14 protein-coding genes and 1 tRNA gene are annotated in these 15,627 nt (G+C 62.5%); 1 reads left to right on the top strand and 14 read right to left on the bottom strand.

The window, feature by feature from the left end:
- Positions 1–125 precede the first annotated feature (125 nt).
- The 12 genes from ABIE62_RS12550 to ABIE62_RS12495 form a co-directional block, all read right to left on the bottom strand.
- The gene (locus tag ABIE62_RS12550) at positions 126–1,958 is read right to left on the bottom strand and encodes a type IV secretion system DNA-binding domain-containing protein (protein ID WP_354326496.1); all 1,833 of its coding nucleotides are present in this window, start codon (positions 1,956–1,958) and stop codon (positions 126–128) included.
- Complete coding sequence (locus ABIE62_RS12545) at positions 1,955–2,338, bottom strand: hypothetical protein (RefSeq protein WP_354326494.1); 384 nt, start codon at positions 2,336–2,338, stop codon at positions 1,955–1,957. Before ABIE62_RS12545 ends, ABIE62_RS12550 begins: the two co-directional genes overlap by 4 nt.
- A 211-nt stretch (positions 2,339–2,549) precedes the next feature.
- Complete coding sequence (locus tag ABIE62_RS12540) at positions 2,550–3,050, bottom strand: hypothetical protein (RefSeq protein WP_354326492.1); 501 nt, start codon at positions 3,048–3,050, stop codon at positions 2,550–2,552.
- On the bottom strand, positions 3,047–3,322 hold the full coding sequence (locus tag ABIE62_RS12535; RefSeq protein ID WP_354326490.1) for a hypothetical protein: 276 nt from the start codon (positions 3,320–3,322) through the stop codon (positions 3,047–3,049). Before ABIE62_RS12535 ends, ABIE62_RS12540 begins: the two co-directional genes overlap by 4 nt.
- Complete coding sequence (locus ABIE62_RS12530) at positions 3,319–3,573, bottom strand: helix-turn-helix transcriptional regulator (protein ID WP_354326488.1); 255 nt, start codon at positions 3,571–3,573, stop codon at positions 3,319–3,321. The genes ABIE62_RS12535 and ABIE62_RS12530 overlap by 4 nt, the downstream gene beginning before the upstream one ends.
- Before the next feature lie 82 nt (positions 3,574–3,655).
- Positions 3,656–4,708 (bottom strand): hypothetical protein, encoded by a 1,053-nt coding sequence (locus tag ABIE62_RS12525; protein ID WP_354326486.1) that lies wholly within the window; start codon positions 4,706–4,708, stop codon positions 3,656–3,658.
- A gap of 249 nt (positions 4,709–4,957) precedes the next feature.
- A tRNA-Lys gene (locus ABIE62_RS12520) sits at positions 4,958–5,033 on the bottom strand.
- A 137-nt stretch (positions 5,034–5,170) separates the two neighbouring features.
- Positions 5,171–6,304 (bottom strand): rod shape-determining protein RodA, encoded by a 1,134-nt coding sequence (gene rodA, locus ABIE62_RS12515; protein WP_354326484.1) that lies wholly within the window; start codon positions 6,302–6,304, stop codon positions 5,171–5,173.
- Complete coding sequence (gene mrdA, locus ABIE62_RS12510; RefSeq protein WP_354326482.1) at positions 6,301–8,427, bottom strand: penicillin-binding protein 2; 2,127 nt, start codon at positions 8,425–8,427, stop codon at positions 6,301–6,303. Before mrdA ends, rodA begins: the two co-directional genes overlap by 4 nt.
- Positions 8,427–8,981, bottom strand: coding sequence for a rod shape-determining protein MreD (locus ABIE62_RS12505; protein ID WP_354326480.1), 555 nt, complete (start codon positions 8,979–8,981; stop codon positions 8,427–8,429). Before ABIE62_RS12505 ends, mrdA begins: the two co-directional genes overlap by 1 nt.
- Positions 8,981–9,940: a rod shape-determining protein MreC gene (gene mreC, locus ABIE62_RS12500; protein ID WP_354326478.1), complete on the bottom strand. Its 960-nt coding sequence runs from the start codon at positions 9,938–9,940 to the stop codon at positions 8,981–8,983. The genes ABIE62_RS12505 and mreC overlap by 1 nt, the downstream gene beginning before the upstream one ends.
- Positions 9,941–9,987: 47 nt before the next feature.
- On the bottom strand, positions 9,988–11,031 hold the full coding sequence (locus ABIE62_RS12495) for a rod shape-determining protein (protein ID WP_354326477.1): 1,044 nt from the start codon (positions 11,029–11,031) through the stop codon (positions 9,988–9,990).
- Between the two features lie 202 nt (positions 11,032–11,233).
- On the opposite strand from ABIE62_RS12495, the gene mutL reads away from it, so the two are divergent.
- Positions 11,234–13,090: a DNA mismatch repair endonuclease MutL gene (mutL, locus tag ABIE62_RS12490; RefSeq protein ID WP_354326474.1), complete on the top strand. Its 1,857-nt coding sequence runs from the start codon at positions 11,234–11,236 to the stop codon at positions 13,088–13,090.
- Between the two features lie 159 nt (positions 13,091–13,249).
- Here mutL and ABIE62_RS12485 read toward each other — a convergent pair whose 3' ends face one another.
- Together ABIE62_RS12485 and ychF are read right to left on the bottom strand one after the other, a co-directional pair.
- Positions 13,250–14,467 (bottom strand): alkaline phosphatase family protein, encoded by a 1,218-nt coding sequence (locus tag ABIE62_RS12485; protein WP_354326473.1) that lies wholly within the window; start codon positions 14,465–14,467, stop codon positions 13,250–13,252.
- A 59-nt stretch (positions 14,468–14,526) separates the two neighbouring features.
- Entirely contained in the window at positions 14,527–15,627 is a 1,101-nt protein-coding gene (gene ychF / locus ABIE62_RS12480) for a redox-regulated ATPase YchF (RefSeq protein WP_354326471.1), read from the bottom strand.

Raw genomic sequence — 15,627 nt, 5'->3', positions numbered from 1 at the left:
CTGCTTAAACTCTTCGGAATGCTTCATCATCTCGTCGGTCTCCTGTTGCGAGCTCTAAACGCTCAGGTGACCGGCACAAAACCGTTACAAGTCCAAACTGCTAAGCGCGCCAATGGTGGCAACCATCAGACCGGACCTTTCAGGGTGGTCGCAGGATCATCCTTGGCCGTGCCGGTATCAGCCTTCTTCGGCATGCGGTTCCAGAGCATCCGGCTGATATCTGCCTGCACAAAGGCCGGATGGCGCGCAGGCCCCCGTGCATCTATGTGCGCCCGCGTCAGCTTGATCCGCCCCACCGGCAAGGCATCGGGCAATTGCAGGAAGCCGTGATGGGGCTGCAGACGAAGATCGCTCTCGATTATGGCAGGCCGGACCACGCGGGTGCTGCCCACCGACGTGCGCCCGCTATGCGGCCCGGTCTCGAAGCTGTCGGAGGCGCTGCGCACCTCCACCTCGACATCGCCGATGTTCCGTGATGCCCATTCCCGGGTGTCGCGGTCGATGAGCTGCAGGTAAAGCTTGGAATTGCAGCAGCCGAGCAGCGCCTCGGCACTGTCGCGGCCATAGCGACGGTGCATCTGGCCGATGGCCTGAAAGGTCAGGACCACGCTGGCCCCGAACTTGCGGCCCTCGGGAAGCAGCCGGGTGAGATTATCGACGCGGGGCAAGTCCGCCAGCTCGTCAAGGAAGAACCACATGCGCCGTCTGTCCGAAGGAGGCAGGCCCAGCATGGCGCTGGCTGCACACTCCAGCCAGCAGGCCAGCAGCGGCTTCATCGCCTCGAAATAGTCTTCCTTGCGTGGGACGAAGAGCCAGGGCTTGGGCCCCTGATGCGCGTCGAGGCCGGCAATGAACTCACGGAAGGCGAAGCTGCCCCGATCCCCCGGCTCTCGCCACAGGAACTGCAGCAAGGTCGCGGCTTTGGCGAGCATGAACAGGACCGAACCAGTGGCCCGGTCGGCGTCATCGGCAAAGGTACGCGCCGATGAGGTGCCTGCGAGCCAGACCTTCATCTCTTCCTTGCCCTTGACCTGCAGCGCGTCGAGCAGGTCGGGAAGCGTGGTGCGGCCCTCTGCGCTGAGCACCCGCAGGATGTTGGCGACGAGGATACGACTGGTCTCCAGCCAGACATCGTCATCGCGCTCGCCGGTCTCGGAGACCAGCTGGCGCGCGATGCGGTCGGCGTCGGCGGGATGGGCAATCTCGGAGAACGGCGACCAGAAGGATGATCGCTCGTCAAAGGGATTGAGGATGATGTCGCCGCGTTCGGGCCGGTAGTAGTGGGTGATGAACTCGCCCGAGGTATCATAGACCAGCGCCGGTTCGCCGCGCGCTTCGACCTGGTCGAGCATCTGGCGCATGACGGTCGTCTTGCCCGCGCCCGTGGTGCCAAGAAGGGCAAAATGACGGCACTCCAGCCATGACGGAATCCCGACCGACGCGATGCGGATTGATCGCGCATTGGTGGCCTTGCGCGTCTTCCTCGCGAGAACGCGTTCGGGGACAATCTGCGTGCCAGTGATAAACCGGTCGCGGGTGGATTCCTTGCCCTCGCTGCGTATCCAGATTGCAAAGCCAAAGCACAGCAGCATGCCGACCAGCGCGCCAAGGGTGCCGCCCAGTACGACCTTTCCGAAAAGATCATCCCAGCACCAAAGCCATATCCGGTCATTGGCCAGCACGCTGGCCGGCACCCGCGCGGTCCGGTCGTGAAGGTGAACCGTGATCGCAGGATCGCTGCGCCCGCTGGCAAACCAGCTGACCGCCACACCCTGCCAGTGCTGATAGGCACAGGTCCATTGTTCGGACGGGGTGTTACGGGACGACAGCAAAAAGGCTCCGAGCCCGGCGCTACCCGCAACGGTCCAGGCGTAGCCCCGCCAGCGCGCGGCGAGCCCGGCGATGGTCTGCTTGAAGAGGCCTTGGCCCCTCAGAAGATTGTCGCGGTCGCGGCTCATGACAGCGCCTCGGCTGCAAGCGCGCGCTGGCGGCGATAGGCCGAGTGCGCCGCTTCGCCGATCATGCTGCCGGTACGGTCGGCATCGCCATCGCCGCGCAGGGCCGCGCGGCGGGCATAGGCATAGGCCGCGCTGGCGGTGAACAGGCTGCGATCGAGCAGGGCTTCGATCACGCCAAGCCGCGCTTCGAATGCCGCCATGACGTCATCGCCAGCGTTGCCGCTAACTGCCATCGTCTGCGCATCGGCAACCGCGCCAAGCCCGGCCTCGATCACCCGCGACAGGGCCTGATAGCGGGTCAATCCGCGCGCCTCGGCATAGCGCCGGATCATCACTTCCTGCCCCATCGGCACGCGGACGGAGAGCTTGACCCGGTTCATGGCTGTGCCTCCCGGAGCGCGCCATGCGCGCGCTCCCGAAATAGCGGAAATCCGTGGGTTCTGACCGCGCCGCCGAAAGGGCGCGCGCATCGCCCCCCACAGAAATGGCGGAATCCTGCCCCGCGAGGGCGCGTCTGGTGTGTGATTGAAAAACTGGCTCGATGCGTAGCATCGCAGCCTTTCTCCGGTTCCTGCTTGAACCCTGCTTTGCTCATTGATCGTCTCCCGTTCTGGAATTCCGGGAGGCGACGAAGTCGCGGATCACTGCGTGATCCGCAGCGTCCACCGCAGCACGATCCTTGAAAGGCTTCTGGGCAATCGAAGGCAGGTACTGCATCGGTCGTCCGCCGATCCAATCGTCCACGATCCCATCGACGGCCCCGCGCAGGCGCTGGCGCAGTTCACGGGCTTCGATGGGGTCGAGCTTGGCCCATTCGAGCTGGCGCTCGATGTACCCGCCGAGAGGGTATTCGCGATGGTCGATGATCAGCGGCGGGCCTTCGAACTGGACGTTGTAGCGCACCCCCTTGAAGCGGTCGAAGAGCGGGCGCTGGAGATAGAGCCAGTCCTCGATGAAGCCGCGATAGGTGGCGCCATCGGCCCCAGGTCGCTTCATCTTCTGGACGAAATCGTCGATCATCGGACCGACCATTGCGGCCTGAAAATCAGCGGAAGCGACAATCTCGTAAAACAGGTCGCGGCGATAGGTCATGATAATCTCCGAATGGATTGGGGATGAGGCGAGGCGCTGATCACGGCCTCGTCGATGGCCGAGCGGACACGGTCCGCGAGGTTGCTGGCATGCTCGGCATTGAGCCACAGGCGGGTGGTGCCGAGCGTGAGATAACCGCCGCAGCAGGTCCCTTGCGGACCGCCGACCGGCCAGTTCAGCAATTCGATGGCGACCGCGTGGCCCGCGATACGTTCAAGGCTGGGCGCAAGCTCGGCGATGGCGCGGGGGCGGTGCATAGGCTCGCTGCTCATGACGGCTTGCCTTGAGAGCGCTCGGCACCTTCGCTGGCGCGCTCCAACGACTGCGCACCTGCAGCGGAAGGAAGGCCAGCGATCCAGCTGCTGATATCACTCTCGCGCCAGCGCAGTCCGCGCCGGTTGATTATGCAGGGCGGGGGCAGGGCATTGCGTGCCACCATTTTATAGATGGTTGAACGCGAGCGGATGTTGAGCGCAGCCTGAAGCTGCCGCATATTGAGGAGAACAATTGTCGTTTCACGCATGGGAACCTCCGTTGAAGAGGCCCCTCATCATGCATATCGCGGGCTGTCGGTCGCTGCGTTGGTCACCAATTGGCGAGAAAATTTACGCGACGAAGCGTGGCGACAAATTCAGCTCAGCCTGAACGGTCTTGGACAAGGGGTCGATCACTGCCGCATACCGGCCACCCTTCAGCTCAAGAAACCAGCTATGCGGCTTCTTGGTGTGCTTCTTACCTTCGGCAGCTGGATCGAAGGATGGGTCATCGCCCGTTATGTTGACCCTGCTTAGCAGCCGTTCCTCAAGGTCGTTGATCTCGCCAGCTTGCAGTAGCCGGGAGGCTTCAATTTTCAGGGTGCTCCTGAACCTCTTGACCACGTTTGACTCATTCAGGCTTCGCGGGGATGGGACCTCAGCGTTGGCCGACACTAGGTCGATGATGACCTGCAAGGCGATCCTCACCTTCAGCCGCTTGATCCGTTCATCAGGGTAGATGTCGGGTGTCTCGTCGAAGAGGCGGAGCAGCTCCGGTGCCACTGGCGGATGCCAAAGATAGAAATTGAACCAATCGCCGGTAGGCTCTGGCGTGACGACGATGAAGCGCCGCTTCTTATTCTTGCTGCCAAACAATGTGGCCGCGATCCACGGATCAGAAAGCACATTCTGGCTCAGGATGAGGTCGACCGGCTTGTTGCTCACGGGGCTGGCGAACGCACCTACTCCAGATGTCGCCAGACGCATGATCGAATGGTTACCTGCGTTCACCTCATGGAGCACGGCATCAATGTGGCGTTGGTCGCGGCATCTGACTCGGCGGGGCAAAACCCACCAAGCAAGGCAGCACTTCCATTTCTTCCGCTGCATCCCGGCAAAGGCAAAGATAAAACCGACTGCTCCAGACAGCGTGATCAATAGCACGTCGAAAGCCGAAAGGTCGGGAGTGGCCACCACCATGTAGAGGATAAAGCCCAAGCATATGGCGCTCAGCACGATGAGGACATTTGCTTGTTGGTGGAGGAACGAGATTAGTGTCTCGAACTGGGTGGCCGCCGTCCGAATGTCCTTGAGATTGGTCGGCAGCCCCAATTCGCTGATGCGCCGGGTCACATACTCATCAAAGTCAGTCTCAGCAGATTTGCTGGAACGCGGCTTTCCCATTGACCAAACGTAGCAATTCGGGACCGCGAGGACAACGTGGGGTAGGGGACATGGTGGCTTGAGCGCGCTCCATTAATGCCTCCACGGTCGTTCCTGGCGGTTATCGACCAACATCTGTGGATAGCTTGATGCGAATCACGCCAGCAGAGGGGGTGGAGCCTATATGGAGCCTATAGTCAAAATTAGGCTCCAAGGAGCAAGGACTAAGCTCAGCTACCCCGCCATATGCTTGATTTTATTGGGAAGTTTTGGTGGACGCACTAGGGCTCGAACCTAGGACCCGCTGATTAAGAGTCAGCTGCTCTACCAACTGAGCTATGCGTCCATTCCGATAATCCCCATCAAGGGGTCGGACATCGAAACGAGGCCAACTTGGGGCACTCGATTCGCGTGAGGCGCTGCGTTTAGCGCGTATTACCCCGATAGCAAGGCCCTATTGCGCCTTTTCATCAAGGTGAATGATCAGCTTGCCAGACCGCGATGGGGCGTGCGCTGGTTCCAGCGGTTCACCATCATCAGCAGGCCGATACAGATCATGTTGGTCATCATCGACGAACCGCCATGGCTCATCCATGGCAGCGGGATGCCTTTGGCGGGTGCCATGCCCATCACCATCAGCAGGTTGATCGCGATGTAGAAAAATATCGTCGCAGTCGCCCCGGCGGCGAGCAATGCGCAGAACCGATCCTGCGATTGCGCCGCAACCTTCATCCCCCAGCGCAGGATCAGTCCATACATCAACAACACGAACAACCCGCCAACAAGGCCCCATTCCTCCGCCATAGAGGCGAACACAAAGTCGGTATGCGGCTCGGGCAGATAGTTAAGGTGGCTCTGGGTGCCGTTGTTGAACCCCTTGCCGAAGATCCCGCCCGATCCGATTGCGATTTTGGACTGGGCGATGTGATAACCTGTGCCCAGCGGATCGCTTTCAGGATCGAGGAAAGCCGTCACGCGCGCGCGCTGGTAATCATGAAGGGCGAAGAAATACACCAGCGGCGCTGCACTTACGGCTACGCCGCCAGCCAGCAGAAACCACCACATCGGCAATCCGGCAAGGAACATCACCACCACACCGCCAAACGCAATCGCCACCGACGTGCCAAGATCGGGCTGCATCAGGACAAGCCCCATGGGAAGCACGATCAGCATCCCCGCAGGCACGAGCGAGCGCCAGGTACCCACCATCCCCAAAGGCAGCGTTCCATAAAACCGCGCCATCGCCAGCACGACGGCAGGCTTCATCAGTTCGGATGGCTGGATGCGAACCGGGCCGAGCTCAAGCCAGCGTTGACTTCCCCCGCCAACCGCGCCGACAACCTCCACCGCCAGCAGCAGCAACAGCACGGTGAGGTAGCCCGGATAGGTAACCGCTCGCACCACGTCACGCGGCATGGCAGCGATGATGGCAGCCATCACCGAAAACACGAGGAAGCGGAGAAAATGCGATGCTGCGAACGGCTGCATAGCGCCGCCGCCAGCGGAATAGAGCACCAACCCGCCGAACGCAGTCAACATCACCAGCGGGATCAGCATTTCCCATGGCTGGCGGGCAATCGCATCGGGCACAACCCTGCGGGTGGCAGTGCTGTTCATTCGCTGACCTCGGCCGGCGCGGGCGCTGGTTCGGGCTGTTGCTCTGGCGAAACGGCCGAAGCGGCAGGCGGTGTTGCAGAGGGGTTAGCCTCTGCACGCGGGGTGATCACATCTTCAGCGATCGTTTCGGTTTGGGTGGCAGCCACACGGGCCTCAGCTTCAACCCGGTCGAAGATTTCCTCGTCCCGGCGCGGCGCACGGCGGACTTCGGCGCCGCGCTCGGCCGCATAGGTGGCATAACGAGCCTCAAGTCGCTGTTGCGCGGTGCCGCCCCACTGCTTTTCCAGCGCAGTGAGCGCCTCCATCCCCTTGGTCGGATCGAACAGAAAGGTCGTTACATCACGGGCAATCGGGTAGGCAGCGCCCGATCCGCCGCCATGTTCGATCACCACTGCCCCGGCGTAGCGCGGGTTATCGAAGGGTGCGAAGAAGATGAACAATCCGTGGTCGCGGTATTTCCACGGGCCTGTGCGCCCGTTCGAAATGCTGAGTGAAACGACCTGCGCGGTGCCGGTCTTTCCTGCAATCTGCACGTCCTTGATTGGCAGGCGGGCGCGGCCAGCAGTGCCGGGGCCATTCACCACATCGCTCATCGCCTGACGCACGTATTCGACGTGTTCGGAGGGAAAATCGATGGTGTCGAAGCCCTTCGGCTTTGTGTCCAAGGTCAGGCGGGGCATGACATGGCGCCCGGTCGCCAATCGCGATGCCATCACCGCCAGCTGCAACGGGCTGGAGAGCATATAGCCTTGGCCAATGGTGGCATTGACCGTGTCAAAGGTCTGCCATTCACGCCCCCATTTCTTCATTTTCCATGCAGGATCAGGCACGGTGCCATAGAACTGGCTGGTCACAGGCAGAGGAAACTCCTCCCCCATCCCACACCGCCGCGCCATTGCTGCAATCGGGTCCATGCCCACGCGCTGGGCCATCGTGTAAAAATAGACATCGCAACTTTGGTAAATGCCGCGCGCCATGTCGACCGCGCCGTGACCGCGCCGGTTCCAGCAGCCAAACACGCGATTGCCGACGCGCAGGCCCCCGCCGCAAAAAACGGTTTCTTTAGGGTCGATGCCTTGGCCCAACAACGCCATCGACACCATCGGCTTGACGGTGGAGCCGGGAGGATACAGGCCTTTCAGCACCTTGTTGCGCAGCGGCACGCGTTCATCATCGCGCAGCATGGCGTATTCGACGCTGCCGATACCATCGGAAAAACTGTTGGGATCGAAGCTTGGCATTGAGGCCATGCACAGCAAATCGCCGGTGCGGCAATCCATCACCACCACCGATCCGCTTTCCAACCCGATCCGGCGTGCGGCGTAATCTTGCAACGGGCCATCAATGGTGAGACGCACGGGCGCACCCTGCACATCTTCGCGAGTTTCCAGATCGCGCACAATCCGCCCGCTGGCGGTCACTTCAACCCGCCGCGCACCCGGCACGCCGCGCAGGTCTTTTTCAAACTGCTTTTCCAGCCCGTCCTTGCCGATCTTGTAGCCCGGTGTGATCAGGATCGGGTTGGGGTCTTTCTCATATTCCTCGGCCGATGCCGGGCCGACATAGCCGATCAGGTGACCAACGCTGGAGGCTGTCGGGTAGAACCGCGAAAAGCCGCGCTGCGGCACCACGCCGGGCAGATCGGGCAGGCGTACGCTGAGCGCCGCGAATTGTTCGTAATTCAATCCGCTCGCCACCTCGACCGGGGCAAACCCGCGCGATGTGCTGACCTTGTCCTTGATATCGGCGATCCGGGTCGGCTCAAGCGCCAAGAGTTCACCCAAACGGTCAATCGTAGCGGACGCATTATGCATCCGTTCGGGGATCAGATCGACGCGGAAATCCGCGCGGTTAGATGCAAGCGGTGCGCCGTTGCGATCAAGGATCCAGCCTCGGCGCGGGGGGATCAGCGTGAGATTGACGCGGTTGCTTTCGGATTCGAGACGGTATTTCTCATTCTCGGCGATCGCCAGATAACCCAGCCGTAATGCCAACAGAGCGCCAATGCCGCCTTGCACCGCGCCGATCAGCACCGCCCGTCGTTCAAAGGTTGCGCGCAGGATCGTGGCGTTGATGACCCGTCCACGGCGCAGCGACCCATCGCCCAGGAACGGAAAACGCATCAGGCGATCTTTCGTGCCCGGGCAAGCCGGAACCGATCAAGGCTGGCAACCATACGCGCCATTATCGGATAAAGCAGGATTGCCAGCAAGGCCTGCGGCAGCGCCACCAGCAGCATTTCCGATGTCACCGGCGCGCCAGATGCCAGCAGCGTTGCCAGCCAGTATGCAACCACCATCACTCCTGCAGTGAACCAGTCCAGCCAGAAACCGCGCCAGGGAAACCGCGTTTCGATGATTTCAATCGCAATCATGGCCAGCGACCATAGCAGAATGGCGCTGCCAAATGGTTGTCCGCTAAAAAGATCGTCAAATGCGCCCAGCGGTGCCCCCGCCCAAAGTGGCAGCAGCCCGGGCCGAACCATGCGCCAGCCCAGCAGCAGCAAAAATCCGAGCGGCGGGACAAGCGGCATGACATCCGCGATCAACATCACCGGGATGACCGAAGCAAGCATGATCGACAAGTAGGGGACACTGCGCGCGCGAAGGGGGGAGGACGTGCGGTTGATGCGTTGTCCATAGATATCTGACCGCGCGCGGGGATCAAATTGTTCCATTACCGATCATCCGCCGCTGCACTCGCAGTTGGCGTGGCGGAAGATGGCTGCTGCTCCGCGTTGGCGGCACCTTCCGGCGTGCCAAGCGAATTTTCGCCGCGCAGCACAGCCACGGCCGCGGCTTGGTGGATCGGCTCAACCGCGACGAAATTGGTGGCCGCAGGCTCTGCCACCAGACGCGCGATCCCGCCATCCTCGGTAATCTTGCTGATTACCGCAACCGCGACGCCGGGCCGGTAATATCCGCCAGCGCCGCTGGTCACCATCAGATCGCCGACCTTGAGCGGATTAATCCCGAGATTGACCAGTCGAACCCGCAGCATTCCATCCCCGCGCCCTTCGGCAAAGGCGATGACATCATCTTTCGCCCGGCGCACCGGAAGCACGCTTTCGCTGTCGGTGAGCAGCAACACCCGCGCCGAATTGCGCCCGGTTTCCAGCACCCGCCCAATTACCCCCCGTTCGGAAATAACCGGCATCCCCGGCGTTACGCCATTATTTGCCCCCGCACTGAGATAGGCGTGCCGCCGTGTGCTGGTAGCCGTCGACCCGACCAAGCGGGCGATAGAGACGGGCTTTACCTCGGAATCTTTCAGGTTGAGCAGTGACTTCAACCGCCGGTTCTCGGCCCTGACGGCGTCGGCTTCAGCCAGTCGGACGCGCGCGATTTCCATTTCTTCACGCAGTGCCGCATTCTGGCTGGCTGCGTTGAAATAGCCCCCGATGCTGGAGAAGAAACCCTGCGTTTCGGTGCGCGCGACCGCGCCCACAGTGCCTGCCGGTGTTACGATATCGCTCGCGCCTCCGCGCAAAGGGGCAAATGCAGATGGCTGCCACAGTGACAACATCAGCAACGCCAGCCCCAGCAATGCGCCCGCACCGGCCAGCAAGTAGCCGGTGAACAGCGAATATTGTGCCTTCCTGGAAAAGCCCGAACGGCGCGATGAGGGAGGCGCCATGGCTTAAAGTCCCTTCTGCCAGTTCTCCCGGCTTACGCTGGTGCGCTTCACGCGGTCATCAGCACGCCGCGATAGATCGGATCTTCCATCGCGCGGCCCGTGCCGATGGCAACACACAAAAGCGGATCTTCAGCGACCGAAACCGGAAGACCGGTTTCTTCGCGCAGATGCTCGTCAAGGCGGCGGATCAACGCACCGCCACCGGTCAGGACGATGCCCTGATCCACAATATCGGCCGCGAGTTCAGGCGCGGTGTTTTCCAGCGCGATGCGCACACCTTCAACGATTGCCCCAATCGGTTCGGACAGCGCTTCGGCAACGTGTGCCTGATTGATCGTGATTTCCTTTGGCACCCCGTTGACCAGATCGCGGCCCTTGAGCGTGATGATCTCACCGATCCCGTCTTCGGGGATCATGGCGATGCCGTAATCCTTCTTGATCCGTTCAGCCGTGGCATCGCCGATCAACAGGTTGTGATGGCGGCGGACATAGGAGACGATAGCTTCGTCCATCTTGTCACCCCCGGTGCGCACCGAGGTGGTATAGGCCAACCCGCGCAAGCTGAGAACGGCGACTTCGGTGGTGCCGCCACCAATATCGACCACCATGCTGCCAACCGGCTCGGTCACGGGCATATCCGCGCCAATCGCCGCTGCCATCGGTTCGAGGATCAGATGCACGTTCGACGCGCCTGCGTTCGACGCCGCATCGCGGATCGCGCGGCGTTCAACCGAGGTGGAGCCAGACGGCACACAGACCACGATTTCAGGGTAACGGAACATGCTCTTCTTGCCGTGCACCTTCTGGATGAAGTGCTTGATCATCTGTTCGGCCACTTCGATGTCGGCGATCACACCATCGCGCAACGGGCGGATCGCTTCGATGCTGTCGGGGGTCTTGCCCATCATCATCTTGGCATCATCGCCCACGGCCTTCACCCGGCGGATCCCGTTGATCGTCTCAATCGCAACCACCGAAGGTTCGTTCAGAACGATCCCTTGATCCTGCACATAAACCAGCGTGTTGGCGGTGCCGAGATCGATCGCCATGTTTTGCGAGCCGAATTTGAAGAGATTGGACAGGAAGCTCATTGGTGGTGTTGTTCCAGTGGTGGCGGGGCGGGGCCGCGGACCGCGTTATGAACGCGATTGCGGGAAAATCGACCCGGTTATGACATGACGTGATGCGCCTAGCGAATCCGCGCACAAAACGCCAAAATATTTGTCCACCGCAGCGGGGATTTTTTGGGGGTTAGCCTCGAAATTGCGACCATTGATCGCTAGCGTGCGACAAATGCCCGAAATCCGCCGCCTCCCGTCCGCTCTGGTGAACCGCATTGCCGCAGGCGAGGTGGTCGAACGCCCGGCGGCGGCGCTGAAAGAGCTGGTTGAAAACGCGATTGACGCGGGTGCGCGGCGAATCGGGGTGGTGCTGGTTGATGGGGGCCTAGCCCGGATCGAGGTGGTTGATGATGGCTGCGGCATGGGGCCTGACGCGCTCGCGCTGGCGCTGGAACGCCACGCCACGTCAAAACTGCCCGATTCGCTGATTGGCGCAGACGGCGCAATCGAACTGGTCACAACGCTGGGCTTTCGCGGAGAGGCGCTGCCATCCATCGCCAGCGTCGCGCGGCTCACCATCGAAAGCCGTGAGGCAGGCGCGGCAGAAGGCTGGCGGCGGGTGGTCGATCACGGCGCGGTGCTGGCCGATGAGCCCGCTGCGCTGCCCCCCGGCACACGGGTGCGGGTAGAGGAATTGTTCGCCAAGGTGCCCGCCCGCCGAAAGTTCCTGCGCACTGCCCGCAGCGAATATGCCGCTTGCCTTGATGTGGTGCGCCGCTTGGCAATGGCGCGGGCCGACATTGCTTTTACGCTAGAAACCCTTGGCGATGCTGGCAAACGCACGGTGCTCTCGCTTCAGGCGGGAGAGGAACTCGCCACCCGCGTGGCGCGGATCATTGCGCATGAATTGAAGGACAATTCGGTTGCGATAGAGTTCAAGCGTGACACCCTGCACGGGGTGATGCGATTGACGGGCATCGCGGGCCTGCCGACTTACAACCGCGGGGTGGCCGATCACCAATATCTGTTCGTCAATGGCCGCCCGGTGAAAGACCGGTTGCTGGTGGGCGCGGTGCGCGGGGCCTATGCCGATATGCTGGCGCGCGATCGCCATGCGGTGCTGGCGCTGTTTCTCGACCTGCCGCCGCAAGACGTCGATGTGAATGTCCACCCAGCCAAGACCGAAGTGCGGTTCCGCGATTCCGCCGGGGTGCGCGGGTTCATCGTCAGCGGTTTGCGGCAGGCGCTCGGCACCGGGGATCGCCGTAGCGCGCAGGGGCCGGATCGCGGGGCGATGGCGCGGTGGGTGAGCGAACCTTCGCTTTCCCCGCTCCCCTCGGGCGAGGGGGTGCTGCCAGCATGGCCCGCTACACTCCACCCCAACCCCTCATCGCAAGGGGAGGGGCTATTGCTGCGTGAGGCCTCGCTGGCGTTCTCCGCACCATTGGGCCGCGCCGAAGAAGCCGCGCCGCTGCCGGAGCAGGCGCACCAATACCCGCTCGGCATCGCGCGGGGGCAAGTGGCGAACACCTATATCGTTGCCGAGGCTGCCGATGGGCTCGTGCTGGTCGATCAGCACGCCGCCCACGAACGCCTCGTGCTCGAACGCCTGCGCGCCGCCGGGGCAGGGGAGTTGGGCCGCCGCAGCCAAGCGCTGCTGGTTCCCGATGTGGTTGAGCTGGACGAGGTCGAATGCGACCGCTTGGAGGACGCGGCAGAAGGCCTGGCGCGTTACGGGCTGGTGATCGAACGCTTCGGGCCGGGCGCGATGCTGGTGCGCGCGCTCCCCGCCGCGCTGCCCAAGGCGGACAGTGGCAAACTGCTGCGCGATCTTGCCGACGATATCGCCAAGCACGGCAAGCAGGAAGACAGCGGCGCGCTGCTGCTGGCAGAACGGCTCGAACTGGTGCTGGCGACGATGGCCTGCCACGGATCGGTGCGGGCAGGGCGCACGCTCAACGTCGCGGAAATGAACGCACTGCTGAGGGAGATGGAAGCGACGCCGAGATCAGGCCAATGCAATCACGGACGGCCGACGTGGGTGAAGCTGAGCATGGACGATGTCGAGAAGCTGTTTGGGCGGCATTAACGTCATCCCAGCGAAAGCTGGGACCTCAGGCGGCAAGTGCTGCGTTTTCCAGCCCTAGACCCCAGCTTTCGCTGGGGTGACGGAAACGGGAAGCCGGACTCCCGCACCACCCGTTCCAAGCCTTTCGCCGCAGCCTGCCCCGCGCACCTATCGCCCGCATCAGCGCCGCAGCGCCGCACGCACATCCGCCAGCTTTCCATCAGCGTCCGCATCCTCGGGCAGCCCGAGCGTCGCGCGCAGCAGTGCTGCCACCGCGACATTGTCGAACACCGCCATCTGCTCGCCCTCGGCAAAAGCCGGGCCGTGGGCGATGAATAGCGCCAGCATTTCCGGATCGGCATTGTCATAGCCATGCGCGCCGCCCTTGACCGGGTAAGCGGGCGGGCCGGACAGGATCGTCCAGCCATTTTCCGCGAGGCAGATGATCGCCGCCACGCGCGGGTTGGTGCCGTATTTCAGCCGCGCGGGCAGGTCTTCCTTGCGGGTGCAGGTCATGTGGCCATGCGGCACCAGCAGTGCATTTGCCACGCGGTCATCGGTGCCAGTCACCGGCTCAATCGCGGCGTAAGGCCCGGTTTCAACCGCGATGTAGCTTTCGCGGTCGATCAGATCATCAAGCTGGATCACCCGGCTCTCGTCAGTCTGGCGCATTCCGTGGTCGGCGACGATCACCAGGTTCACCGGCACACCCAGCGCCGCAATCCCGTCAACCAGATCACCGATCCGTTCGTCGACCTCGGCCAGCGCGGCGTTGACCTCGGCGCTGTCGGGGCCGAAGCGGTGGCCCTGGGTATCGACCGTGTCGAAATAGAGCGTCGCGAAGGCCGGGCGGATCGCTGCCGGTCGCCGCATCCAGTCGAGCAGGGTGTTCACCCGCTGCACATTGCCGATGTTCTGATCGAACCGCAGCCAGTCACTCGGTCGCACGCCGCGGATGGCGACTTCGCTGCCGGGCCAGAACACGGTTGCGGTGCGGATTCCGGCGCGTTCAGCGGTGACCCACACCGGCTCGGCCTCGTCCCACCAGAACGGGTCGAGCGCTTGCCGCGCGTTCCCCATCGTGAACATCTGGCCGGGACGGCGCGGGTCGATCATCGAATTGCCCGAAATGCCGCTGCGATCGGGCACCATCCCTGTGACCATGGCGTAGTGGTTGGGGAAGGTCTTTGTCGGGAAACTCGGCCTCATCGCCCCGCTTGCCCCTTGTGCTGCCAGCGCGCTGAGGCGCGGGGTGATCCCACGGGTCAGGTAATCGCTGCGAAATCCGTCAATTCCGATCAGCAGGGTGACGGGCCGGACTTCGGACGACGTTTCATCCTGCGCCGCGACATGGGCGGGCATGAACAGGACGGCGAGCAGGATCAGGATATGGCGCATAACGGGCTTCCTAGATGCAGGACGCGACAATTGCGAGACGGCAGGATTGATGCGGCGGTTCAGACGTTGAACTTGAACAGCAAGATGTCGCCATCCTGCACGACATATTCCTTGCCTTCCTGCCGCAGCTTGCCCGCTTCTTTCGCGCCCGCTTCGCCGCCCAGCGTGACGTAATCGTCATAGGCAATCGTTTCAGCACGGATGAAACCGCGTTCGAAATCGGTGTGGATCTCGCCCGCTGCCTGCGGGGCCTTTGCGCCGTCATGGAACGTCCAGGCGCGCGCTTCCTTGGGGCCGACGGTGAAGAAGGTTTTGAGGCCGAGCAGCTTGTATCCGGCGCGGATCACGCGGGCGAGGCCGCTTTCGGATAGGCCAAGCGCTTCGAGGAATTCGCCCCGGTCTTCGATTGGCATCGTCACCAGATCGGCCTCAATCGCGGCGGAGACGACCACCGCCTCGGCGCCCTCGGCTGCGGCCTTGGCGAACACCTTGGCCGTCAATTCATTGCCCGTCGCCGCGTCTTCTTCGGCCACGTTGCACACATAGAGCACCGGCTTGGCGGTCAGCAACTGCGCCTGAGCAAACAGCCGCGCTTCCTCGTCATCGCCGGGAACGGTCAGGCGGGCAGGCTTGCCTTCACGCAGCAATTCGAGCGCTTGTCCCAACACGCTCGCCATCGCTTTGGCTTCCTTGTCACCCGCCGCACCGCGCTTGGCCGCTGCGGGGACGCGCTTCTCTAGGCTCTCCAGATCCGACAGCATCAACTCGGTTTCGACCACTTCGGCGTCGGCAATCGGATCGACCTTGTTGGCGACGTGCTGGACATCGTCATCCTCGAAGCACCGGAGCACGTGGACGATCGCGTCTACCTCGCGGATATTGCCGAGGAACTGGTTGCCAAGCCCTTCGCCCTTGCTCGCGCCTTTCACCAGCCCGGCGATATCGACAAAGCCCAACTGGGTTTCGATGATCTTGGCGCTTTTGCCGATGGCCGCGATCTTTTGCAGCCGTTCATCCGGCACCGCGACCTGCCCCACGTTCGGCTCGATCGTGCAAAACGGATAATTGGCTGCCTGCGCCGCCTGCGTTTCGGTGAGTGCATTGAATAAGGTCGACTTGCCGACATTAGGCAGGCCGACAATCCCGCAGCGGAAACCCAT

Origin of the sequence: Porphyrobacter sp. MBR-155 (assembly GCF_040547625.1) — a bacterium.
Classification (GTDB): domain Bacteria; phylum Pseudomonadota; class Alphaproteobacteria; order Sphingomonadales; family Sphingomonadaceae; genus Erythrobacter.
The sequence above is the reverse complement of the archived record's forward strand: the minus strand, read 5'-3'. Positions and strand labels throughout refer to the sequence as shown.